At 61.7% G+C, this 21410-nt stretch carries 25 protein-coding genes; 9 read left to right on the top strand and 16 right to left on the bottom strand.

Features of this window, described 5'->3' with window-relative positions; translation table 11 throughout:
- Positions 1–39 precede the first annotated feature (39 nt).
- The 4 genes from dtd to V8J82_RS18360 form a co-directional block, all read right to left on the bottom strand.
- Positions 40–492, bottom strand: coding sequence for a D-aminoacyl-tRNA deacylase (dtd, locus tag V8J82_RS18375; RefSeq protein ID WP_339977418.1), 453 nt, complete (start codon positions 490–492; stop codon positions 40–42).
- Positions 489–1415: a carbohydrate kinase family protein gene (locus V8J82_RS18370; RefSeq protein ID WP_339977417.1), complete on the bottom strand. Its 927-nt coding sequence runs from the start codon at positions 1413–1415 to the stop codon at positions 489–491. Before V8J82_RS18370 ends, dtd begins: the two co-directional genes overlap by 4 nt.
- A 193-nt stretch (positions 1416–1608) precedes the next feature.
- Complete coding sequence (locus tag V8J82_RS18365; RefSeq protein ID WP_339977416.1) at positions 1609–2733, bottom strand: TFIIB-type zinc finger domain-containing protein; 1125 nt, start codon at positions 2731–2733, stop codon at positions 1609–1611.
- A 90-nt stretch (positions 2734–2823) separates the two neighbouring features.
- A complete protein-coding gene (locus tag V8J82_RS18360) occupies positions 2824–3399 on the bottom strand; it encodes a cytochrome b/b6 domain-containing protein (RefSeq protein ID WP_339977415.1) in 576 nt (191 codons plus the stop codon).
- A 111-nt stretch (positions 3400–3510) separates the two neighbouring features.
- Between V8J82_RS18360 and V8J82_RS18355 the strand changes: the two genes are divergently transcribed.
- The 3 genes from V8J82_RS18355 to V8J82_RS18345 all read left to right on the top strand — a co-directional run bounded on the left by V8J82_RS18355 (position 3511) and on the right by V8J82_RS18345 (position 5368).
- Positions 3511–3930 (top strand): GlcG/HbpS family heme-binding protein, encoded by a 420-nt coding sequence (locus V8J82_RS18355; protein WP_339977414.1) that lies wholly within the window; start codon positions 3511–3513, stop codon positions 3928–3930.
- Entirely contained in the window at positions 3927–4313 is a 387-nt protein-coding gene (locus V8J82_RS18350; protein WP_339977413.1) for a RidA family protein, read from the top strand. The genes V8J82_RS18355 and V8J82_RS18350 overlap by 4 nt, the downstream gene beginning before the upstream one ends.
- A 275-nt stretch (positions 4314–4588) precedes the next feature.
- Positions 4589–5368 (top strand): gamma-glutamyl-gamma-aminobutyrate hydrolase family protein, encoded by a 780-nt coding sequence (locus tag V8J82_RS18345; protein WP_339977412.1) that lies wholly within the window; start codon positions 4589–4591, stop codon positions 5366–5368.
- A gap of 219 nt (positions 5369–5587) precedes the next feature.
- On the opposite strand, the gene V8J82_RS18340 is transcribed toward V8J82_RS18345, so the two are convergent.
- The 5 genes from V8J82_RS18340 to purB all read right to left on the bottom strand — a co-directional run bounded on the left by V8J82_RS18340 (position 5588) and on the right by purB (position 11682).
- Positions 5588–7186, bottom strand: a complete 1599-nt coding sequence (locus V8J82_RS18340; protein ID WP_339977411.1) for an ATP-dependent DNA ligase — start codon at positions 7184–7186, stop codon at positions 5588–5590.
- The gene (locus tag V8J82_RS18335) at positions 7183–8085 is read right to left on the bottom strand and encodes an alpha/beta hydrolase fold domain-containing protein (protein ID WP_339977410.1); all 903 of its coding nucleotides are present in this window, start codon (positions 8083–8085) and stop codon (positions 7183–7185) included. Before V8J82_RS18335 ends, V8J82_RS18340 begins: the two co-directional genes overlap by 4 nt.
- A complete protein-coding gene (locus tag V8J82_RS18330) occupies positions 8078–9103 on the bottom strand; it encodes a ligase-associated DNA damage response exonuclease (RefSeq protein ID WP_339977409.1) in 1026 nt (341 codons plus the stop codon). Before V8J82_RS18330 ends, V8J82_RS18335 begins: the two co-directional genes overlap by 8 nt.
- A 65-nt stretch (positions 9104–9168) precedes the next feature.
- Positions 9169–10260: a FliG C-terminal domain-containing protein gene (locus tag V8J82_RS18325; protein WP_339977408.1), complete on the bottom strand. Its 1092-nt coding sequence runs from the start codon at positions 10258–10260 to the stop codon at positions 9169–9171.
- Between the two features lie 114 nt (positions 10261–10374).
- On the bottom strand, positions 10375–11682 hold the full coding sequence (gene purB, locus V8J82_RS18320; protein ID WP_339977407.1) for an adenylosuccinate lyase: 1308 nt from the start codon (positions 11680–11682) through the stop codon (positions 10375–10377).
- 133 nt (positions 11683–11815) lie between these two features.
- On the opposite strand from purB, the gene V8J82_RS18315 reads away from it, so the two are divergent.
- Positions 11816–12226 (top strand): DUF6314 family protein, encoded by a 411-nt coding sequence (locus V8J82_RS18315; RefSeq protein ID WP_339977406.1) that lies wholly within the window; start codon positions 11816–11818, stop codon positions 12224–12226.
- A 69-nt stretch (positions 12227–12295) separates the two neighbouring features.
- On the top strand, positions 12296–13615 hold the full coding sequence (locus V8J82_RS18310) for a hypothetical protein (RefSeq protein WP_339977405.1): 1320 nt from the start codon (positions 12296–12298) through the stop codon (positions 13613–13615).
- A gap of 30 nt (positions 13616–13645) precedes the next feature.
- On the opposite strand, the gene V8J82_RS18305 is transcribed toward V8J82_RS18310, so the two are convergent.
- Both V8J82_RS18305 and V8J82_RS18300 read right to left on the bottom strand, forming a co-directional pair.
- Positions 13646–14053 carry a hypothetical protein gene (locus V8J82_RS18305; RefSeq protein ID WP_339977404.1) on the bottom strand — a complete coding sequence of 136 codons (408 nt, stop codon included), beginning with the start codon at positions 14051–14053 and terminating at the stop codon, positions 13646–13648.
- A 54-nt stretch (positions 14054–14107) separates the two neighbouring features.
- Entirely contained in the window at positions 14108–14740 is a 633-nt protein-coding gene (locus V8J82_RS18300; RefSeq protein WP_339977403.1) for a class I SAM-dependent DNA methyltransferase, read from the bottom strand.
- Between the two features lie 90 nt (positions 14741–14830).
- On the opposite strand from V8J82_RS18300, the gene V8J82_RS18295 reads away from it, so the two are divergent.
- The gene (locus V8J82_RS18295; RefSeq protein ID WP_339977402.1) at positions 14831–15724 is read left to right on the top strand and encodes a LysR family transcriptional regulator; all 894 of its coding nucleotides are present in this window, start codon (positions 14831–14833) and stop codon (positions 15722–15724) included.
- Here V8J82_RS18295 and V8J82_RS18290 read toward each other — a convergent pair.
- Positions 15721–16491 (bottom strand): carbohydrate ABC transporter permease, encoded by a 771-nt coding sequence (locus V8J82_RS18290; protein ID WP_339977401.1) that lies wholly within the window; start codon positions 16489–16491, stop codon positions 15721–15723. The two genes, V8J82_RS18295 and V8J82_RS18290, sit on opposite strands and share 4 nt — an antisense overlap.
- A 174-nt stretch (positions 16492–16665) precedes the next feature.
- Positions 16666–17868, bottom strand: coding sequence for a pyridoxal phosphate-dependent aminotransferase (locus tag V8J82_RS18285; RefSeq protein ID WP_339977400.1), 1203 nt, complete (start codon positions 17866–17868; stop codon positions 16666–16668).
- A 111-nt stretch (positions 17869–17979) separates the two neighbouring features.
- Here V8J82_RS18285 and V8J82_RS18280 point away from each other — a divergent pair, with 111 nt between their 5' ends.
- The 3 genes from V8J82_RS18280 to V8J82_RS18270 all read left to right on the top strand — a co-directional run bounded on the left by V8J82_RS18280 (position 17980) and on the right by V8J82_RS18270 (position 19236).
- The gene (locus tag V8J82_RS18280) at positions 17980–18378 is read left to right on the top strand and encodes a helix-turn-helix domain-containing protein (protein ID WP_339977399.1); all 399 of its coding nucleotides are present in this window, start codon (positions 17980–17982) and stop codon (positions 18376–18378) included.
- Entirely contained in the window at positions 18375–18653 is a 279-nt protein-coding gene (locus V8J82_RS18275) for a succinate dehydrogenase assembly factor 2 (protein ID WP_339977397.1), read from the top strand. The genes V8J82_RS18280 and V8J82_RS18275 overlap by 4 nt, the downstream gene beginning before the upstream one ends.
- Before the next feature lie 85 nt (positions 18654–18738).
- A complete protein-coding gene (locus tag V8J82_RS18270) occupies positions 18739–19236 on the top strand; it encodes a MarR family winged helix-turn-helix transcriptional regulator (protein WP_339977396.1) in 498 nt (165 codons plus the stop codon).
- A 663-nt stretch (positions 19237–19899) separates the two neighbouring features.
- On the opposite strand, the gene V8J82_RS18265 is transcribed toward V8J82_RS18270, so the two are convergent.
- The 3 genes from V8J82_RS18265 to V8J82_RS18255 are packed head-to-tail and all read right to left on the bottom strand — an operon-like array spanning position 19900 to position 21388.
- The gene (locus V8J82_RS18265) at positions 19900–20499 is read right to left on the bottom strand and encodes a DsbE family thiol:disulfide interchange protein (RefSeq protein WP_339977394.1); all 600 of its coding nucleotides are present in this window, start codon (positions 20497–20499) and stop codon (positions 19900–19902) included.
- A complete protein-coding gene (gene ccmD / locus V8J82_RS18260) occupies positions 20496–20657 on the bottom strand; it encodes a heme exporter protein CcmD (protein ID WP_439650085.1) in 162 nt (53 codons plus the stop codon). Before ccmD ends, V8J82_RS18265 begins: the two co-directional genes overlap by 4 nt.
- A complete protein-coding gene (locus tag V8J82_RS18255) occupies positions 20657–21388 on the bottom strand; it encodes a heme ABC transporter permease (protein ID WP_339977392.1) in 732 nt (243 codons plus the stop codon). The genes ccmD and V8J82_RS18255 overlap by 1 nt, the downstream gene beginning before the upstream one ends.
- Between the last annotated feature and the right edge of the window lie 22 nt (positions 21389–21410).

The following is a 21410-nucleotide window of genomic DNA, read 5'->3' as shown; positions in this document are numbered from 1 at the left end:
CGCGCGAAAACAAGGCGCTAGACGCGATCTGCCGCTTTTTTAGGCGTTGGACGATTGGGTATCGAGCCAGATGGTCACCGGGCCATCATTGACCAGAGCCACCGCCATGTCGGCGCCAAACCTGCCGGTTTCGGTGGCGATGCCCTGGCCACGCAGAAGCGAGGCGACGTGCAGATACAGCGCCTCACCCTCGGCGGGGGCGGCGGCGCTGGAAAAGCCCGGCCGGTTGCCGCGGGACGTATCGGCGGCCAGGGTGAATTGGCTGACAACCAGAGCGCTGCCGCCCACATCCAGAAGCGAGTGGTTCATCTTGCCCGCCGCATCCTTGAAGATCCGCAACTTGGTGATTTTGGCCACCAGACGTGCGGCCTCTGCCTCGGTATCGCCCTGCATGGCGCAGACCAGGATCAGCAGGCCCGCGCCGCATTGGCCGATCCGTTCGCCGTCAACGGTGACCTCTGCCTGACTGACCCGCTGGATCAGCGCCCTCATACAAGCTCGTCCAGACGTGGCGGGTTGGCGCCCGCGCGGCTGACGGTGACGGCGGCGGCCTTCACGCCCAGCTCCATCGCCTCGCGCAGCGTTGCCTCCGACAGACCTTTGGCGATCAGGGTCTCATCCAGCGCACCGGCTTTGGACAGGCCCGCCAGGAAACCCGCATTGAACGTGTCGCCCGCGCCGACCGTGTCGACCACCGCCACCTTGTGCGCCACCACATGCAATTCGCCGTTTGGGTGAAATGCGGTCACGCCAGACGCGCCTTGCGTTACCAGAACCAGCGCCGGGCCCTTGGCCATCAGGCGTTCGGCCAGGGTCGGAATGGCATCATCGCCCATCAACCAGCGCAAATCCTCGTCGGAGACCTTCACGATATGGGTTCGGGCCAGCATCCCCTCCAGCCGGGCGCGGAAGCGGGCCTCATCGGCGATGAAGCCGGGCCGAATGTTCGGGTCGAGCATGACCACGCCCCGTTCGGACGCTTGGGCCGCCAGCGTTGCGAAGGCATTGGCGCAGGGTTCCACCGCCAGGCTGATCCCGCCGAAAAAACAGGCCTGTGTCGCGTCGGGGATCTTGGGCAATTCATCGACGCTTAGCATTCGCCCGGCGGTATTTTCGTCGTAGAACGCGTAGGAGGCCTGGCCGTCGCTCAAGGTCACGAAGGCCAATGTCGTCGGACGATCCGAGCGCGGGCAGAGGTTGTGGCTCACGCCATTGGCGACCATTACGCCGGTCAACCGCTCGCCGAACAGGTCGTTCGAGAGGCCAGTGAAGAATTCCGTCGGTATGCCCAGGCGCGACAACGCCACCGCGGTGTTCAGAACCGACCCGCCGGGATAGGGGGCAAAGGCGGCCTCACCCCCTTCGGTCTGGCGCGGCAACATATCGATCAGGGCTTCACCGGCACATAGGATCATCGGGCATCTCCGTTCATGTCCCGGCATTGCTAGCGATCACATAAGCAGTGGTCCACAACGCAATTGCAATTAAGGCCCGCGATTGGCCCGCACATAGGCCAATGTCTCAAGACCCGAGATCAATGCGGCGGAAAAGATGCTCACCAGGGCCAAGCCAAATGCGATGAGGATCACCCGGCGTGCCAATCTGGTCCTACCCCATCACTTCAAACACATAGAATGCCGCGGCACCGATGATGATCGCCGCGATCACCGCCAGGGCAATCTTGCCGATGCTCCAGGGCCGTTCGCCCTGAACCTTGCCGGTTTGCGCATTGACGACAAAGCGGAAGGATTTGCCCTTGTACTTATAGGCCGCGATCCAGACCGGCAGCAGGATATGTTTAAACGTGACGTCGGAAACATGTGTGTCCACACGGCCGATCTTTTGCGCATCCCCGCCGATATCCCGCCGGATGTCGCGGCGGATTTGGGCATCGATGATCTGGCGGGCCTCATCCATGCCTTCGTCCAGTTCAACCGTATAACCCTCGGCTCGGAAACCCGACAGAAATTCGGGCTTGTATTCGGCCAAGGCGCCCAGATCCCAGGGGGCCAGCGCATCGGTGTAGCGCTTGGGCAGGCTTTTTGAGGCGAGGATCAGAATATCGTCGAAGAACCGCGCGACACGACCCGAGACATTGGTCCAGCGGATGCGACGCTCGCGTTTGGATTTGCCGTCCGGGCCCTTCACCGTCACATAATAGGCGTCGCCGCGCTGGCCGCGATAGGCGGTGGCGGTGTCGGCATCATAGGTCCAATAGGGCACATAGATCCCGTCCAAGCTGCGCCCCTGGCGGGCGTATTCCTTCAGCCCGTTGGGCGCGAACCACAGGCGGCCCAACCAGCCTTCCATCGCCTTGTGCGCCTCGCGCTCGGTCAATTGAAATGGGATCAGACCCTTGGGTTTGATATGACGATGTGTGCCGGTATCGGTGACGACGGGCGTGGCGCAGAACGGGCATTCCTGGGCATGGGCGTTGGCGTCGAACTCGACCTGCGCGCCGCAAGAGGGGCAGGCCGAGACACGCGTCTCCTCCATCTCCATCGCGGGCAATTGGCCCCGCAAGGCCGCCTCGAAATCGTTTTCGACCAGTTGCTGCCCGCCGCCCCAGGGCCCTTCGGCCACATCGATCGGTTCTTCGTTGCCGCAATGGTCGCAGACCATTTTGCCGTCGCGTGGTGCGTAGCGCATGTCCGAGCCGCAATTCGAACAGGGGAAGCGATGTTCATCCTCGGGTCGGGCGGCCTCGGGGCGGTCATCGAATGTGTCGGACATGGGCGATACGTGTCATATGTGATGGCTGTTGGGTCCAGTCATCCCGCGTGTGGCCGATGGGATCAAGCGGGGAATTCCACCGCTCCGTGGCTAGAGAAAGCGATGTAGGGCCTTGGGGGCCATGATGCGCAACGCATTGTCGCGCAAAGCCAGGTGCCGCCACAGGTGGAACGTGCCATGGACCAGCACGATCAGCGCCAAGGCGTAGAATTGGTAGATATGGACCCAACTGACGATGGCATGGGCGTCTGGCAGGTTGAGTGGGGGGGCGATGGGCAGAATACCTCCGGCACGCAACAGAACGGCAGAGGTCAGGCCAAGCCCGAACCCGGTCAATGCCACCAGAAACAGTCCCCAGATCAGGGTCTTATGGAGGATCGGATGAAATCGCCGCGCCCAGGGCGGCAGTTTCGGCCCCGGGCGGGAGGCAAGGCCGCGGCGCAGATGGCTGCCGGTCCATATCAGCGCCAGCGTCACGAAGATAAGCCCGTTAATCGAGTGCAATTGAAACCAACCCGGTCCCATGCGCCGCAAGACCTCCGGGTCGGCGACCATGAACCAGATGAAGAACGGTACAATGCCCCAATGCAACCATTTCAATCGGCTCCGCCATGTGGGCAGCCGCCTGGGCAAGTGTGGTTTGGTGAAATGTGTCACGGGGGCCATCACGCCGATACTAGCGGCTCGACCCGCGCTGACAAAGCGTGGGCCTGTTGCGCTTTGATCAAAAACACGGGATGGATCCGTGACCTCGACGCAAACGGACGGAGCCGCGCCATGATCACCCACGACAATGCCCGCACGATGATCGCCACAGCCTTAAGCAAGGGGCGGGAACTGGAGTTGAAGCCTCTGTCGGTTGTGGTGCTGGATGCTGGCGGCCATGTGCTGGCCTTCGAACGTGAGGACGGCGCTGCGCCGGGCCGGTTCGAAATTGCACGCGGCAAGGCTTATGGCGCGGTGATGCTAGGCATGCCGGGCTCGGCCCAGATGGCACGGGCCGAAACGCAGGCCTACTTCATGGCGGCGGTGAACGGGGCCTATGGCGGCAAGGTGATCCCGGTGCCCGGCGGGGTGCTGGTGATGGCGGATGGCGCGGTTGTCGGCGCGGTGGGTGTGACGGGCGATACCTCGGACAATGACGCCGTGGCTGCGGTTGCAGGTGTCGAAGCGGCTGGGTTTGCGGCCCAGGCATGAGGCGGCTGATCTCTTCCGGGTCCTCGTTTGAGGCAGATATCGGCTATAGCCGCGCGGTGGTGCAGGATGGCTGGGTCTTCGTGTCGGGGACAACCGGATTTGACTACGCCACCATGGAAATCGCAGAGGATATCGCAGCCCAGGCAGAGCAAACCTTCCGCAACATCGAGACCGCGTTGGCCGAGGCCGGTGCGGCAATGTCGGATGTGGTGCGGGTGAGCTATCTGCTGCCGGATGCTGCGGAGTGGCCCGAATGCTGGCCGGTGACCTGCGCTTGGTTCGGTGCGGCGCGACCGGCGGCCACGATGATGGTGGTTGGCCTGCAAGATCCCCGGATGAAAATCGAGATTGAGGTCACAGCGCGCTTGCCCCAAAAGGGCTGATATCTAGAGACCTTACCGCCGCGTCGCGGATCGCCTTGGGCCGACGGATTGGGCATTTGCCCGCCCGCCAGGACGTCGCCATCGGCCCCCGGCATTGCCGTGCGCGCCGATTGAGCGTTGGGATTCGCAACAAAGCTGGGATTTGACGCGCTGTCGTCCTTTGTCTTGCCCAATTATTGGGCATGTGCATGAATGCGGAGCGACCTGCGCGTAGCGATGACTTTTCCTATTGGATCTTCACCTTTAGATAAGGTTTTAGCGGATAGGATAGAAGCATGGCACGTCCCGTTATTGGCATTATTGGCAATTACCACCTGGTTAACAATGAGTACGAGACTCATGCAGGTGGGATTATGAACTCCGAGGCGGTGGCCGAGGTCTGCGGCGCAGTCCCGATGATTGTGCCCTCAGATCCGCGCTATGTTTCGGTGAATGATTTGCTGGAGGTCTGTGCAGGCTTTCTTTTCACCGGGGGACGGCCGAATGTGCACCCCGAGGAATATGGCGAAGATTATACCGACGCCCATGGCGATATCGATCGGGATCGTGACGCGCTGACGCTTCCGCTGATCCGTGCCTGTGTAGATCGTGGGCAACCGATTTTTGGCGTCTGCCGTGGGTTTCAAGAGGTGAACGTGGCCATGGGCGGCACGTTGTTTCCCGAGATTCGCGATCTGCCCGGGCGCATGAATCACCGTATGCCGCCGGATGGTACGATCGACGAAAAATTTGCGCTGCGCCACACGGTGACCTTCAATGAAGGCGGCCCATTCCACCGCTTGATGGGCGGGACAGAAGTGTTGACCAACACGCTGCATGGCCAAGGCATCAAGGCCGCAGGGCCACGGGTGGTGATCGATGGCCACGCGCCTGACGGCACACCCGAGGCGATTTATGTTGCCGATGCGCCCGGTTTCACGATGTCGGTCCAATGGCACCCTGAATACCGTGCCGCGGAAGATCCGGTCTCGCGGCCGCTCTTTGCGGCATTTGGTGAGGCCGCCTCGGCTTGGGCGGCGGGCAAACGCCCGATCCCGATCGGCGAAGTCGCTTGAGATCCCTTTTGATCGTGGCTGAGTTTTAACCACTCAACGCATGGCCTCGGGCATTGCGTTTCCCGTGGCTGTGACGCGGGCATGTCCAGCTCCGCCTGATCCGAAGCGGCCCGACACGCTTGATCATCCCGGCGCTCGAACGGCGTTTCAAACGGACAAGCGCGACAAGCAAACGGCCATGATGATTGGCCGCTCACCGTCTTGATCCATGAACAGGTCTCAGCCGTAGGTGGCCAGCATGTCTTTCAAGTCATCAAGGCTGTTCGCCTCGGTCAAAGGCTTGTCCTTGCGCCAGCGCGCCATGCGCGGAAATCGCAAGGCGACCCCGGATTTATGGCGCGGGCTGGCCTGAATACCTTCGAAGGCGATCTCAAACACATGGTGCGGCGTCACTGCACGCACCGGACCGAACCGGTCGGTTGTGTTTTTGCGCACCCAGGCGGTGATCTCCCGAAACTCGGCATCGGTCAGGCCGGAATAGGCCTTTGTGAACGGCACCAGTTCATTGCCGTTCCAGACCGCAAAGGTGAAATCTGTGTAGAGCGTGGCCCGCCGACCTGAGCCGGCCTGCGCGTAGATCATCACCGCGTCGATGGTCAGTGGATCGACCTTCCATTTCCACCAATCGCCCTTCTTGCGGCCCGACAGATACGGCGCCGAGAGGCGTTTGAGCATCAGGCCCTCGGCACCGATCTCTCGACTGATGGCGCGTGCCTCGGCGAGACCCTCCCAAGTGTCGGCCTCGACGCGGGGCGACAGGCGGATGGGCGCCTCGGGTGGGGTGGCATCGATGGCTTCGGCCAGGATCGCGCGACGATCGGCCAGGGGTGTCTGGCGCAGATCCGCCCCATTCCATTCCAACAGATCATACCCCATCAGAATGCAGGGCGCCTCGGCCAACAGCTTTTTAGGAACCGTCTTGCGCCCGATACGCGGCTGTAGCTTGGCAAAAGACATCGGCGTTTCAGCCGCTTTGTCATAGGCGAGGACTTCGCCGTCGATCACGGTGCCTTGGGGCAGGAAATCGGTCAGCATCGCCAATTCGGGAAACCGGTCTGTCATCAGATCTTCGCCGCGCGACCACAGATATCGCGCCCCGCCGCGCAGGATCAATTGGCCGCGGATACCGTCCCATTTGCGTTCGGCCAGCCAATCGGCCACATCACCCAGATCCTCGGGCAATTGGTCCAATTGATAGGCCAGGTAGAACGGATAGGGGCGGCTGAGGTCGGCGGTCGGATCGGGCGCTTCGATCAGGCTATCCCATGACACCGTGTCGGGCGACCAATCCCCCATCAGACGGTGGGTCAACTCCGCCTCATCAATTCCGGTGGCCTTGGCCAGCGCCCGCGTCATCAGTTTTTGACTGACCCCCATACGCCAACCGCCGGTCAGCAATTTGTTGAACACGAAACGTTCGATGGGCGGCAAGCCATCCCAGGCGGTCAGGATTGCGGCTTTGCGGTCGGCCTCTTCCGCGTTGTCCAGGCCACGCAACGCGGCGATCCATTCGCTGAGGGTCCGTTCGATCCGCGTCTTGGGTTCCGGCAAAACCAGCGCGATGGTTTCCGACAGATCGCCGACGACCGGATAGCAGGCCTCGAACAGCCAAAGGGGAATGCCCGCATGCTCCGCCGCCCATTCGCGCAGCTTTGTGGTGGTGATCGCCCGGCGCGGGCGCCGCCCGGACAGCAGCGCGATGGTCCAGATCTTGTCCTGTTCGGAGGCGGTCGTGAAATAGGCGGCGAGCGCGGCGGTCTTCACGCTGGTCTTCGTGGTCTGATCCAGGGCGGTGAACAGGTCGGCGAAATCCTTCATGACGGATCCGCCAGAAACGCGGCCATGGCGCGCAGGGCCGCGTCGGCGACAGGGGCACGGCCTACGAAAATCTGCCAGACATGGGGCAGGCCATCCCACAATTGCACCTGTGCGTTGTCCATCTTTTCCCCCAGCGCCTTGGCGTCCGGGGCAGCAGCCTCCACGGCGGAGGCCTGGATCAGAGTGGGCGGCAGACCGGTCACATCGCCGAGCAGCGGGGAGGCACCCGGATCGCGCGGATCGTGGCCCTGCAGATAGGTATCGCGGATCTGGTAGAGGCGATGTTGCGGGAACAGCATCTCATCCGTCGCACCCTGCATCCGTTCGGCGATGTCCTCGGACAGATCCGCCACCGGCGACAAAAGGCCAAGCGCGCCGGGCAGGGGCCATCCGCTATCGCGGGCGTGTTGCGCCACCAGCAATGTCAGATTTCCACCGGCGCTGTCACCGCAGAGCGCCGCGGGCGGGCCGTAGCGGTCCACATGGGTCTTGTACTTGGCGTAAAGATCATCGCGCCCCGCCGGAAAGGGCCGTTCAGGCGCAAGTCCATAGGCGGGGATATAGGCGTTCATACCCGCGAAACCGGCCAGATGGCCCGCAAGGCCCAGATGCGTATAAGGGCTCCCCGCAAGAAATCCGCCACCATGCAGGTAGATCAGCCAAGGGGCATCCGGGCCGATACCGGGCGGAGCCACTCTGAGGCTACCATCCTCGTCTTCGGTGACCTTGCTGCCGGCGGGGCAAAACTTCAGCCATTTCGCGGGCGGGTTGGTCAGACCGCGGATCACCCGCGCATCTCCGATCAGGGCAAGGGCGGGTTTGCCGAGTGCGCGCACGGTGCCGATCACCATACGGTCGCGCAGGGTAAGAGGGGGGGTGACGATGGCCGTCTCACTCATCGCCAACACTCTCGACGGGGGTGGGATCTGCCTCATCCAGGTCTTCGCCGCCGAATTCCGTTTCCACGATACCCGCATCGTAGCCCTGTTCGGACAGCCATTGCGAGAAATGGGTGGTATAGCCGTGGGTGACGAAGACCCGCTCGGCCCCTGTTTCCGCGATTGCGGTATTCAGGCCTTTCCAATCGGCATGGTCGCTGACGACAAAGCCGCGATCCGCCGCGCGCCGCCGCCGCACGCCGCGCAAACGCATCCATCCCGAGGCGAAACCCGTTGAGACCGCGCCGAAGCGTTTCATCCAGGCCGAACCCAGGGCCGATGGCGGCGCCAGGACAATCGCATTCGGGTGGCTTTTTGCGTCAATCCCATCGGCGACGCGGAGTGTATCGGGCAGGGTAAGCCCCTGACCGCGCAGCACATCATTTGTGGCCTCAACCGCGCCGTGGGTCAGGATCGGACCGATGCCGGGATCAAGCAGGCGCAGGATGCGCTGCGCCTTGCCCAGGGCATAGACCCCCAAGACGGCGCGTTTCCCCTCGGCGATACAGGTCGTCCACCAGGCATTCAGGTCGCGGGCAAGATCGGCTTGGTCCGGCCAATCATAGATCGGCAACCCGAAGGTGCTTTCGGTGATGAAGGTGTGGCATTTGATCGGCTCAAACGGTTCCGACAGGCCGTCATCGATCGTTTTGTAATCACCGGACGCGACCCAGACCTCACCGCCCACCTCGACCCGGATCTGTGCCGAGCCCGGCACATGGCCTGCCGGGTGGAAACTGACCGCCGCATCGCCGATTTGGTGGGTTTTGCCATAGGGCGTGGTCTCGATGCGGATATCGCCCAGCCGATGGCGCATGACGGGTGCGGCCGCGTCGGTCGCCAGATAGGCGCCGTGGCCGGGCCGTGCATGATCGGCATGGCCATGGGTGATCAGCGCCCGTGGAACCGGGCGCCAAGGGTCGATATAGGCATCAGCTGCCGGGCAATAGATGCCCGCTTCGGTAAATTCCAGAACCATAAGCGGAATATAGAGGGGCTTGGCCCCTGGGGCGAGGCCTGCGCTCTGTCCCCGTATCAATCATCTCAATCATCCGGTGCGATCAGCTTCAACTCACCACGTTCTTCGAGTGTGCGGATCGCAGCGACAACGGCGGCCATGGCGGCGGCCCCATCCTCTTCGGTCGGAGTGCCGCCGCTTTCGGCCTCATCGCGCAATTGTTCTGCCAGGCGTTTGGACATGTTTTCCAGCAGGAATTCGACGGCAAGCGGCTCTGCCTCCATACCGGCGGCGAGGGCGGGGATCAGCACGTCTTGCGGCACGTCGCGTGTGATCAGGCCCACATCGCCCGGTTGCACCCGCTGCGGGATATGACCAAAGGCGAAAATGGCGCGTTTCACGCCGCTGGCAAAGACCGAGTCGCGGCTGACCAGGCCTTCCAGAACCTTTTCGCGCGCATCCTTGCCAAAGCTGTTGAGGATCGCGCCGACCCGGTCGGCGGCGGGTTTCTTGAACGCGTTGGAGGGAACGTTGGAGACAATGTTGGACAGGTGCACCCCGATCCGATGCACAAGATCCGGTGTAATCGTTTCGGTCAGCGCGACCGTGTGGGCCAGCACCTCGGCCCGGTCTTCGGGCAGGTCGGACAGCAGTTTCGCTGCGGTGGAGACGTTGAGTTTGGAGAGCAGCACGGCACAGACTTCGGCGCTTTCGGTGTCGAATAACGGGCGCAACCGCTCTTCCGGCTGACGCGACACCAGCGCCCAGGGATCACTGCTATCGGTCAGTTCCGAGCGCAAGGCCTCGACTGAATCGTTCGAGATATGCGGTTCGAGCAAGGCCAGCGCCTGTTCCAGGCCCTCAGGGAAGCTCAGCGCCAGGTTGTCGATTTCGGCGGTAAATTCACGCACAACCTCCATCAGGGTCGCGCGGTCGATATTGCGCATCTGCCCGATCGCATGGGCCAACTTGCGCTGATGGTGACTGTCGAGCTTGCCCACACCCGGAGAGACGCCACGCCCCAGCAGCAGGCGCACGATCACCGCGGCCTTTTGCTGCGGACGCAGGCGGCGCGGCGTGATGTCGACCGCACCGGCACCTGTCCCAACCTCAGCATCAATCGTCATAGACGATCCGTCCATCGACGCGGCGCCTTGGAAATCCGGCTGCAAACCCATGTTCAGTCCCTACGCAATGCTTCCCAGTCGCGACCATAGGGCCCGAGGGTTAACAAATGCTGGATCCTGACGGCTCAGATGCCGTTTTGGGTCCGCTCTTTTTCGAGTTTGTGATCAGGTTGCGTCAAACACCCGTGCGAAAATCGTCTCGACATGTTTGGTGTGATAACCAAGGTCGAACTTCTCGTTGATCTCCGCCTCGCTGAGCGCGGCTTTCACCTCCGCATCGGCTAGCAATTCCTCGCGGAAATCCTTGCCGTCTTCCCAGACCTTCATCGCGTTGCGCTGCACCAGTCGGTAGGCGTCTTCTCGGCTGACACCGGCCTGGGTCAGGGCCAGCAAAACCCGCTGCGAATGCACCAAGCCGCGGAATTTGTTCATGTTTGCGATCATGTTATCGGGGTAGATGACCAGCTTTTCAATGACGCCCGTCAGGCGCGCCAGGGCGAAGTCCAGCGTCACGGTGGCATCAGGGCCGATCATCCGTTCCACACTGGAATGCGAGATATCGCGCTCATGCCAGAGCGCCACGTTTTCCATCGCCGGCACCACCGCCATCCGCACGATCCGCGCCAGACCGGTCAGGTTCTCGGTCAAAACCGGGTTGCGCTTATGCGGCATCGCGCTGGAGCCCTTTTGCCCCTTGGAGAAGAACTCTTCCGCCTCCAGCACCTCGGTGCGCTGCATGTGGCGGATTTCCGTGGCGATGTTCTCGACCGAGCTTGCGACGACCCCAAGAGTGGCAAAGAACATTGCGTGGCGATCACGGGGGATCACCTGGGTGCTGATCGGCTCAGGACGCAATCCCAGTTTCTCGCAAACATGGGCCTCCACCGCCGGGTCGATATTGGCAAACGTGCCCACGGCGCCGGAGATCGCGCCTGTTGCAATTTCGAAGCGCGCCTTTTCCAGCCGGTTCCGGTTGCGCTCCATCTCTGCATAGAACCGCGCGAAGGTCAGGCCCATCGTCACCGGCTCGGCATGGATGCCATGGGACCGCCCGATGCGGATCGTCATCTTGTGCTCCATCGCACGGGATTTCAGCGCGGCGAGCAGCTTATCCATATCCGCCAGCAGGATATCGGCGGCGCGCACCAGTTGGATGTTGAACGTGGTGTCCAGCACATCCGAAGAAGTCATGCCCTGATGCACAAATCGCGCCTCATCACTGCCCACATGTTCGGCCAGATGCGTCAGAAAGGCGATGACATCGTGCTTGGTGACGGCCTCGATCTCATCGATGCGGGCGACGTCGAATTCGACGTCCTTTGCCTTCCACACGGCCTCCGCATTCTCGCGCGGGATCACCCCCAGATCGGCCTGGGCGTCGCAGGCATGGGCCTCGATCTCATACCAGATGCGGAACTTGGTGGCGGGTTCCCAGATGGCGACCATCTCGGGGCGGGAATAGCGGGGGATCATGGGCTTGCCTTTCTTGCGCGGATGGCTGTCTGATAAGCGGCGCAGGCAGGGGGGGCAAGGTGAGGCGCGTGGCTCTTTTGATGGTTTTCCAGAGGATATCGCCCGGCATCGCCCGTTCAGGCGGTTTCGCCGCATGATCAGCTTGCCGGACCTGGAAGGTTCGTGGGAATTGAACCGACGGATTGAGGATGCCTATGGCGGCATCCAGGGGCGATTTCAAGGCCGCTGCGTTTGGCGGCCCGATGCGCACGGGCTGGTGCAGGAGGAACGCGGGATCCTGACCTATGGCGCGGCCCCGCCCATGCAGGCCACACGCCGCTACCTGTGGCGGCAGGACGGCGAGGATCTGGTTGTCTTGTTCGAGGATAGGCGCCCGTTTCACAGTTTGGGACCTGGACGGCTGCAAGATCGCCATCTCTGCGATCCCGACACCTACGATGTCAGTTACGACCTGTCCGCCTGGCCCACTTGGCAGCAGCGCTGGTGCGTGACCGGCCCCCGCAAAGACAGTATGATCACCAGTATTTTCACCCCAAACGGTTGAAACAAATCATATCCAAGCCGCGCAATCTGCCCTAACGTCAGCCCCATTGTTTGAGACGGATTGATTGCCATGCTGCGTTTATGCCTGCCCCTTTGCCTTGCCCTTCCCATCGCGGCCTCCGCGCAACAAGATCGACAATGGACGCTGACCGTCGATCCGCAGACGCGCAGCGCGGCTGTTGGCTTTGGAACGCCTCAATCAGATGACGTTGTGATCGGTCTGTCCTGTGCCTATGGCGGGGGCGATGTGATGTTTGTGGACGGGCTGTTCTCGGTCATCACCGGCCCGTTTCAGAACCGTGATCCGGTGCCCGTCCGGTGGGAAACCGAGATTGGGTCCGCCGTGGAAAGCGGCGATGTTTTGGTGTCGGAAGAGGGCTTTGGCGGCGTGGAGATGCGCTTTGAACTGGGCGCGATCCTGATGTCGCAGCTGGCCAGCGCGCCGGATCTGTCAATTGGTCTGAGAGAGCCCTTTGGCATACCGCCGACGCTTGTGGATCTGCGGCCCAATCAAGGCGTGGTGCAGGATTTCATCGACACCTGCGCGGGTTTCCTGACGGACGCGCCGCAAGGCGAAACACCGGCGCTGGTGGCCGATGTTGGCCCCGGGATTTCGGGCCATGATTGGCAGCGTATCACCGACATTGCCGAAGGCGATCCCTTTGCCACTGTTCTCAACGTGGTCTACGGCGTGCCCGAAACCGATGATGTCTTGGCGTTTGGCAGATGTGTCATAGGCGCGCAAGGACCGCTGGTGACCCTGCAAATGAGTGCCGATATTCAGGGCCTGTCTGATGATCAAAATGCGACCCTGCGGGTAACCTCGGGAACTGGGCAAGTGGTCGAAATACCGGGCGTTGTAGTGGGCAGCCAAGCGGAGTTTGGCGTGTCGGGGATCGAAATGGTGCTGGAAGTGTCCGATCCGGCCTGGCTGGCTTTGGCCACCGACCCCCTGGTGCAGGTGCAGCGGGTCGGGAGCGATGTCGGCCTTACCCTGACCGGCAATGGCCCGAACATATTGGCCCCCTTTCTGGCCGATTGCGCCAATATAGGTGATCTGACCCCCGAAAGCGGGTCGCGCCCCATCACGCCAGACAATCCGGAGCCGGGGTTCCTGTCCTGCGAAAATCAACTGCGCGCCGCCTCACGCGATACCGGTGAGGTCGTGACGCTGACCTTTACCAACGCGACCGATGGCTTTCGCGCCTTGCTGTGGTTCGATGCTGACGGCACGCCCATCGATTTGGGGGCGCTGAATCCGGGTGAAAGTGGGGCCTTCACCACCGATACCGGCCATGTCTGGATGGCCACCGACGGCCCCGGCAATTGCCGGGAGATGATCCGCCCCCAATCGGGACAGAGTGCGTATCGGCTGACGATTCCGGGATAGACTTACATTTCAATCGGTTGCGCGCAGAAGTTAATCTTTTGAAGCGCGCCCGATCCGATCTGCTTTCTTGCGCACCAACACGCTGCGGAGATCGTGCATCGCCATCAATAACCGGTCGGTGACCGCCTCAAGATCGGCGTCCGATGCGCGGCTTTGCGCCCAATGGGCGGTCTTGTTCAGATGCTCCACGCTGCGGTGAATGTCGTCGATATCACGCGCGGCCAAGGTCACGCGCCGCTCCGCGACCCAGGTGTCGATGGCGTCTTGTTCGTTGCGGCTCAGAACATGGTTGCCATGGGGTCGGATATTGCCATTGCGGATATTGATGACGGCGATCTCGTGCATCTCGATCCGCTTTTGCCGGTTCTCGGTCGAGACGCGAAACATCGCGGCGCCATTGTCGCGGATGCGAAAGTAAAACTCGGGAAGATCCGTCATGCCTGCGCCGCCATTCTGTTCGCTCAGCGAGCATTTCGGCTATCGCCCTCTGCGTCAAGCAGGGCGGCGCGCGACGATGAAATGCGACGGCATGGTGGGCGGCAAATCCGCCGTCTCGATGATCTCAAAGCCCGCCGCTTCGATCTGCGCGCGCAGGGTGGCGCGGCTGAAGAACGTCACATAGGGGGCTTTGCCCAACCATTGCATCAGTGTGATGACCGGCTTCAGCCACCGCTTCTTGTCGCCCAGGCACGGCGATTTGCTGATGAACAATCCGCCCGGGTGCAATTGCGCATGGACCTGCGCCAGGGTCGTGTCCAGATCCGTGAGCAGATGGAGCAGATTGAAGGCAAGGATGACATCATAGCGACCGTCCAACCCCGGCGCCCCGATTTGACCCGCCACGGGTGTGACGTTTCGGACTGACTGATCCCAGATCTTTTCGCGTCCAATCTCGATCATCTCGGGTGAGACGTCGCTGGCCGTGATATGCGCCACATGTGGCGCCAGCAGAAGCGCGGTCGATGCAGTGCCGCAGCCGATTTCAAGCACGTTTTGATCGCTGCGCAGATAGCTCCGCACCCGGTCCAGCGTCGCTTCATAGGCGGCGGGGTCGCGGATCGCGCTTTGGGCGTATTTGCGGGCGGTTTTGTCCCAGAACCGGGCCTCATCTGTCATCGCGTGCATGATCCTATCCTTTCATATCCAGGATCTGTCTATCTCCGATGTGCGCCAAACAAAATTGCATGGATTTTTATATCTGATATGCATTCACGCATGGCAATGAATTGGTCTGAGATAGATTTTGATTGGAACCAGGTGCGCGCCTTTCTGGCGACGGTCGAGGAGGGCAGCCTATCGGGCGCCGCGCGCGCCTTGGGCACCACGCAGCCGACGGTGGGGCGCCAGGTCTCGGCGCTGGAACAGGGGTTGGGTGTGTCGCTGTTTGAACGGGCCGGGCGGGGCCTTGTCCTGACACCGTCGGGCGCGGCTATTCTTGAAGCGGTGCAAGAGATGGGCAGCGCCGCGGCGCGCATCTCTGTCGTGGCGGCGGGGCAAAACGATAGCGTGGCGGGGCGTGTGGCCATCAGCGTCTCGGATATGATGGCGATCCACATCATGCCCGACATCCTGCGCAAGATCCGGGACAAGGCGCCGGAGATCGAGATCGAGCTGATCGTGACCAACGACATCTCGGACCTGCTGCGGCGCGAGGCGGATATCGCGATCCGCCATGTCGAGCCGACCGAACCCGAATTGATCGGTCGCCAGATCCGCAGCGGAGTGGCGCGGTTCTACGCCTCTGACGCGTTTATCGCGAAACATGGCTGTCCGCGCCGCTTGGCCGAGGCCAAGGATTTGCCGATGATCGGCTTTGCCGCGCCCCAGGCCATGGCCGATGAGCTGGCGCGGCGCGGTCTTCAGATCTCTGCCGGCACGATCCAGTTCTATTCCGGCGCGATCTGTGCCGCTTGGGCCATGGTCGAGGCGGGGCTTGGCGTCGGCCTGATGTCCGAAGATATGGCAGAGGATCGGCGGGGTCTGCGGCGCATCCTGGAAGATGAACCCACCTTGCCGGTGGATATGTGGCTGGTCACTCATCGCGATGTCCGGACCTCACGGCGGATCAGGTTGGTCTGGGACATTCTGCGGACGGAATTGGCGCCCTAGCTGCGCATCGGCGCCAGGCCTTTGACGATCCACCGCTGCGCGATTGCAAAGACCATCAACGGGGGCAACATCGCGACGGTCGCCAACGCCAGAGAGGCAGGCGAGCCGATTTGCAGCAATGCGATCCCGCTCACCACGCTGGCTCGGTCCGGCACCGATGGGCTGGCAATCAGCGGCCATAGATATTGGTTCCAGCCCAGCACGAAGAAAAACGCGAATAGCGCCGCCAGGATCGGCACGCTGAGGGGAAGGATGAAATCGATCAGTACGCGGCCCGGACCCGCGCCGTCCAGCCGCGCGGCCTCCACCACTTCGAGTGGGATTTGCAACAATTGTGCACGCAGGATCAATGTGCCCAGGCCCGTCGCTGTGACAGGCAGGATCAGCCCGGTATAGGTGTTCAACAGCCCCAGCGCATCCACCACAAGAAATGTGGGCAAGATGCGGCTTTCGATCGGTAGAAATAACGGCAACAGCACTGCGGCGAAGATCATCGATGCAAAGGGCAGGCGAAAGAAGACCAGCGCATAGGCCGCCAGCACCGAGACCAGGGTTTTCACCGACGCAACGCCAAGCGCGATAATGAAAGACGTGCCGAGCATATGGGACAGGCTGGGCGTGTTCGGCTGCGAGGCGGCATCGATCAAAGCGGCGCCTGCAACGCCTTGCGGAACACCCGCGCGCCACAGCAACAGGGCAAGCGGACCCAGCATGAAGACGCAGCCGAGGGTCAGGATCACATGGTCGAAAAGGCGCGCCTTGGGCATGATCACGGCCTAACGCGCTGTTTGGAAAGCCACAAGACATGGCGGCAGGGCGGATCGCAGGTGCGATCACCTCCAGAAGATGAATATTTTCTTAAAATCAGATATTCGTGCCGCGAGGTTCATGTCGATTTGCAGGCGTCGCATGGCCCCGCTGACCGAGGCCATGCTGAGGGATCAGCTCAATGACGCGCAGAAATCCTGGATCCGTGTGCAGGCCTCGGTCAGGTTTTCGTCCGATGTCGCGTAGCTGACCCGAAAGGCGGGCGATAGGCCGAAGGCACCGCCAAACACAACGGCCACGCCTTTCTCCTCCAGCAGGGCCGTTGCGAAGGCCTCATCGGTGTCCAGTTTCGCGCCGCCGGGGGATGTCTTGCCGATGCAGCCATGGATCGAGGGATAGACGTAGAACGCGCCTTCGGGGGTCGGGCAGGTAATGCCCTCGGCCTCGTTGAGCATCTTCACCACCAGATCGCGGCGGCGCACGAAAATCTCGTTGTTGGGCGCGAGGAAATCCTGCGTCCCGTTCAGCGCCTCAACCGCCGCCCATTGCGAGATGGAGCAGGGGTTGGAGGTGCTTTGCGACTGCACCTTGCGCATGGCCTTGATCAGCTCTTCCGGGCCCGCCGCATAGCCGATCCGCCAGCCGGTCATGGCATAGGCCTTGGAGACGCCGTTGCAGGTCAGCGTCCGGTCATAGAGGCCCGGTTCAACCTGAGCGGGCGTTGCGAATTCATAATCGTCATAGACCAGATGCTCGTACATATCGTCGGTCATCACCCAGACATGCGGATGCTTCATCAACACGTCCGTCAGGCCCTTCAGTTCCTCGGCGGTGTAGCCCGCGCCGGTCGGGTTCGACGGCGAGTTGAAGATGAACCACTTGGTCTTGGGCGTGATTGCCTCTTCCAACTGTTCAGGTGTGATCTTGTAGCCGGTCTGGCTGGGGCCTTCGACAAAGACCGGCTCACCGCCCGCCAGCAGAACCATATCGGGGTAAGACACCCAATAGGGCGCGGGGATGATCACCTCATCACCCGCATTCAGCGTCGCCATCAGCGCGTTGTAGAGGATCTGCTTGCCGCCGGTCCCGACCGAGACCTGGGCGGGCGCGTAATCCAGACCATTGTCGCGCTTGAATTTGGCGCAGATCGCCTCTTTCAATTCCGGGATACCATCGACGCCGGTATATTTCGTTTTGCCCGCATCCATGGCGGCTTTGGCGGCCTCTTTGATATTGTCGGGCGTGTCGAAATCGGGCTCCCCCGCGCCCAGGCCGATCACGTCCTTCCCTTGTCGCTTCAACTCCGCCGCCAGGTTCGAGACGGCAATGGTGGGCGAGGGCTTTACTCGGGCGAGCGTGTCGGAAAGGAAAGGCATCGTGTCGCGTCCTTTTGGCGGGTCGTTGCAGAAATCGCGCTATCTATTTCGTGGTAAAGAACCCATAAGGTGCACACCGCACGCATTCAACCTATCAGAGGGGGCCATCACATGGGCGAAGCGTCGCTGCTTAGCACCACTTGGTTTGACGCAGACACCACCACATTCGGCGATCGGGTCACTGGCGCGCGCGAGGCGGCAGGGCTGGGTCAGGCGGAATTGGCCAAGCGCTTGGGTGTGAAGGTCAAGACTGTGCGTGGGTGGGAGAATGACCAATCCGAGCCGCGGGCCAACAAGCTGGGCAAGCTGGCGGGTATATTGGGCGTGTCGATGATGTGGCTGCTGTCGGGCCAGGGCGAGGGCGTGGAAAGCCCAGAAGAGGCTTCGATCATGGACGATGATCTGCGCGTGATCCTGACCGATTTGCGGCAGATCCGATTGGATCATGCGGAATTGACGGAGCGCATGGCGCGTTTGGAAAAGCGATTGCGGATCGCGTTGAGCGCATGAGCCCCGAGACACGTGAGATTCGGATCAAGCGGCTGCGGATGCGGGCCTGGCATCGTGGGATCAAAGAGATGGATTTGATCTTGGGCGGTTGGGCGGACCGGTTCTTGGAAGGCGCCGATCCCGACACGCTGGATGCGTTCGAGACGGTCTTGGCCGAGGCGGATCATGACCTGTTTCAATGGGTGTCGGGCCAGCAAGACACACCGGAAGACTTACGCCCAATGTTGACTCAAATCGCCGAGGATATGCAGCCGACCCTGGGGCGAGGCGCCTGATTTTATAGGCTTTCGGTGGGTTTAACGGAATTTTTCCGTTTTTCAGCGAATCTCTGATCAAAGCAGAGTTTGCGGAGCCGAAATTATGAGTTTGCATACGCCCCTTACCAACCCGGCTCAGACCGGGTTCCTGGTAAGCTACTTAGATTCCCTCGCCATGGTGGAGCGTTTGCATCGTCTCCTCCTGGACGTGATCAAAGACGAATTTGAACGTCTGGGCATCTTGGACATCAACGCGGTCCAGGCGCTGTTGCTGTTCAACATTGGCGACAATGAGGTGACCGCAGGCGAGTTGAAGTCGCGCGGATATTATCAGGGCTCGAATGTCAGCTATAACCTCAAGAAGCTGGTTGAGATGGGCTATATGCACCACCAACGCTGTGAGATTGATCGCCGGTCGGTTCGGGTTCGCCTAACGGATAAGGGCCGCCATGTCCGCGATACCGTTGAAGAGCTGTTCAATCGCCATGCGGCCGGTTTGGAAAAACAGGGTGTGCTGGATTGTGACGGCGTCGATCGGATGAACCACTCGCTCAAGCGCATTGAACGCTACTGGTCCGATCAGATCCGCTACATCTACTAAGAGCAGTCTGGGCGCCGCTATGCCCATCGGGGCCAGGGCATTGGGGGCGGCCAGAGGCGACGGTGTCGCGGAGAGAGGCACCTGACAAGACGCTCGCTTGCGCGGACAACGCAAGCGGGCGTTTTCTAGTCTCCGCGACCAAGTTCCTGCCTACGCGTCCGGCGCAATCTGTGTCCTTTCAATATGTCATACGGCAATGCCATTGCCCAAGCTGGGCACGCTTGAACGGGTCTGGAGAGGCTTTGGCGCGCGCCTTCCGCGGGGCTCCATGTGTTGGCATTGGTCCCAGCTGCAACCCTGGGATGTTAGTGATCGTTTTGACACGATCTGCCCGACCAACAGGTAAATTCTTGATATGGCAAGTGCGCGTATTCGCCGGGCCGCCCCACAAAACAATCGTCTCGCGCCGCATCGGATGCGCGATGTTGGGTGAAGGCCGGTTGATCATCGCCTGGCGTACGGGCGGCAGACCGGACCGGACAAGGCAAGGCTTGGCGCGGCTACTCCGCCTGTGACCGCGTCGTCAGGGCATCTCACGGCGATGACAATTTCAATTCTAAATGACCGTCATAACGGCAAGCGTGCAGGCGCGTCAAAGGCGATGCGCGCCACGGACCGGACCTTCTGGCGGAGCTATGCTGTCTCCGGGTCAGCCGATCCCCATCAGTAACCAGCGGTCTCGGGTTGTTCTGACAAATCGGGCAGTGTGTAACCGGCTGCCTCCAGGGCGGGACGGATCTGATTTTCCAGCGAGCGTCGGATCACCGGGCCGCGAAAGTGCAGGACGATGATGCCTTCCGCATTCACAAAGAATGTTTCGGGCATCGCAACCACACCCCAATCGATCCCGTTGCGTGCCGTGGGGTCGGTGCCGATCAGATCATAGGGATTGCCGAGCTCCTCCAGGAAGGCCAGCGCCTGGGGATCACGATCCCGATAATTGACGCCGTACAGCGGGATGCCCGCCTCGGCCAAGGCGGTCAGGGTCGGGTGCTCGGCCCGGCAAGGCGGACACCAAGAGGCGAAGAAATTGACGATAGCCAGATCTTCGCCAACCAGGGCGTCGCGGGTCAAAAGCTCTGTGCCGTCCAGCGGGTCCAAAGCCAGATCCGGGGCAGGCTGCCCCTGCTGAGCGGAACGGATCGCCGCGGTATCGACGCCCGCGCCGAGCGCATCGCTGTTGTTGGCCAATTGCCATCCCGCGATCGAGAAAAACCCCGCCGTCAGAACAAGCGGCAGGACCATGATCCAATTCACCTTCATGGCGTACCTTTCCCGGATCGGCGCGCCTCGACCTCGGTCAATTGCTGCGCCACGCGGCGCGCCCGCCAGACCGAGGCGATCACCAGGGCCGCCAAGAGCAGCAGCGCGACACCATAGGCCGACAGGACCTCAACAACATATTGTCCCAGATCGGGCATCAGGCAAACCGCTCCTGTGCGACAAGCGCTTTGATCCGCCGGGCGCGGATTTCCGTCCGCGTGCGGTAGAGGACCAGCGCCAGAAAAAGAAACCCAAAGCCCGCCAGGGCCATCAGGGCCGGATACCAGAACACATCGGCCACGTTTTGCTCAGCGTCCAACGACAGAGACGCGCCCTGATGCAGACCCTGATTCCAGAAGTTCAACGCGTAACGCGAGATCACGGCGAAAACCGATCCGACAAGGCACAGAACCGAGGTCAGATCGGCCGCTTGATCGGGGTTCTCGATCGCCTCCCACAGGGCGATATAGCCCAGATAGAACAGGAACAGGATCAGGAACGCGGTCAGCCGCGGATCCCATTCCCACCACGTCCCCCACATCGGTTGCCCCCAAACCGCGCCGGTGAACAGGGCGATCATCGTGAAGACCATGCCGACCGGCGCCGCGGCCTTCGCGGCCAGGGCAGAGACGTGATGGCGCCGGATCACCCAGATCAGCGAGGCGACCAGCATCATGATCCAGGCATTCACCGCCATGATGGCGGAGGGCACGTGGACATAGAAGATCTTGACGGTCGAGCCCATGCGGAAATCATCGGGGGTGAAAAAGAACCCCCAGACCAGCCCTGTCACCATACAGATGGCCGCAATGGCGGTTACCCACGGCAAGATCGCCGCGGACGTCGCCATGAAACGGCGCGGGTTCGCATATTCCCAAATCGAGCTCATCGCGGCGGAAGATATGGGCGGA

The organism is Gymnodinialimonas mytili (assembly GCF_037544085.1).
GTDB lineage: Bacteria > Pseudomonadota > Alphaproteobacteria > Rhodobacterales > Rhodobacteraceae > Gymnodinialimonas > Gymnodinialimonas mytili.
This window is presented reverse-complemented; position numbering and strand designations above follow the sequence as displayed.

Coding starts and splice junctions, on each gene's coding strand:
- dtd (WP_339977418.1), bottom strand. CDS start 492: ATGAGGGCGCTGATCCAGCGGGTCAGTCAGGCAGAGGTCACCGTTGAC.
- V8J82_RS18370 (WP_339977417.1), bottom strand. CDS start 1,415: ATGATCCTATGTGCCGGTGAAGCCCTGATCGATATGTTGCCGCGCCAG.
- V8J82_RS18365 (WP_339977416.1), bottom strand. CDS start 2,733: ATGTCCGACACATTCGATGACCGCCCCGAGGCCGCCCGACCCGAGGAT.
- V8J82_RS18360 (WP_339977415.1), bottom strand. CDS start 3,399: ATGGCCCCCGTGACACATTTCACCAAACCACACTTGCCCAGGCGGCTG.
- V8J82_RS18355 (WP_339977414.1), top strand. CDS start 3,511: ATGATCACCCACGACAATGCCCGCACGATGATCGCCACAGCCTTAAGC.
- V8J82_RS18350 (WP_339977413.1), top strand. CDS start 3,927: ATGAGGCGGCTGATCTCTTCCGGGTCCTCGTTTGAGGCAGATATCGGC.
- V8J82_RS18345 (WP_339977412.1), top strand. CDS start 4,589: ATGGCACGTCCCGTTATTGGCATTATTGGCAATTACCACCTGGTTAAC.
- V8J82_RS18340 (WP_339977411.1), bottom strand. CDS start 7,186: ATGAAGGATTTCGCCGACCTGTTCACCGCCCTGGATCAGACCACGAAG.
- V8J82_RS18335 (WP_339977410.1), bottom strand. CDS start 8,085: ATGAGTGAGACGGCCATCGTCACCCCCCCTCTTACCCTGCGCGACCGT.
- V8J82_RS18330 (WP_339977409.1), bottom strand. CDS start 9,103: ATGGTTCTGGAATTTACCGAAGCGGGCATCTATTGCCCGGCAGCTGAT.
- V8J82_RS18325 (WP_339977408.1), bottom strand. CDS start 10,260: ATGGGTTTGCAGCCGGATTTCCAAGGCGCCGCGTCGATGGACGGATCG.
- purB (WP_339977407.1), bottom strand. CDS start 11,682: ATGATCCCCCGCTATTCCCGCCCCGAGATGGTCGCCATCTGGGAACCC.
- V8J82_RS18315 (WP_339977406.1), top strand. CDS start 11,816: ATGATCAGCTTGCCGGACCTGGAAGGTTCGTGGGAATTGAACCGACGG.
- V8J82_RS18310 (WP_339977405.1), top strand. CDS start 12,296: ATGCTGCGTTTATGCCTGCCCCTTTGCCTTGCCCTTCCCATCGCGGCC.
- V8J82_RS18305 (WP_339977404.1), bottom strand. CDS start 14,053: ATGACGGATCTTCCCGAGTTTTACTTTCGCATCCGCGACAATGGCGCC.
- V8J82_RS18300 (WP_339977403.1), bottom strand. CDS start 14,740: ATGCACGCGATGACAGATGAGGCCCGGTTCTGGGACAAAACCGCCCGC.
- V8J82_RS18295 (WP_339977402.1), top strand. CDS start 14,831: ATGGCAATGAATTGGTCTGAGATAGATTTTGATTGGAACCAGGTGCGC.
- V8J82_RS18290 (WP_339977401.1), bottom strand. CDS start 16,491: ATGCCCAAGGCGCGCCTTTTCGACCATGTGATCCTGACCCTCGGCTGC.
- V8J82_RS18285 (WP_339977400.1), bottom strand. CDS start 17,868: ATGCCTTTCCTTTCCGACACGCTCGCCCGAGTAAAGCCCTCGCCCACC.
- V8J82_RS18280 (WP_339977399.1), top strand. CDS start 17,980: ATGGGCGAAGCGTCGCTGCTTAGCACCACTTGGTTTGACGCAGACACC.
- V8J82_RS18275 (WP_339977397.1), top strand. CDS start 18,375: ATGAGCCCCGAGACACGTGAGATTCGGATCAAGCGGCTGCGGATGCGG.
- V8J82_RS18270 (WP_339977396.1), top strand. CDS start 18,739: ATGAGTTTGCATACGCCCCTTACCAACCCGGCTCAGACCGGGTTCCTG.
- V8J82_RS18265 (WP_339977394.1), bottom strand. CDS start 20,499: ATGAAGGTGAATTGGATCATGGTCCTGCCGCTTGTTCTGACGGCGGGG.
- ccmD (WP_439650085.1), bottom strand. CDS start 20,657: ATGCCCGATCTGGGACAATATGTTGTTGAGGTCCTGTCGGCCTATGGT.
- V8J82_RS18255 (WP_339977392.1), bottom strand. CDS start 21,388: ATGAGCTCGATTTGGGAATATGCGAACCCGCGCCGTTTCATGGCGACG.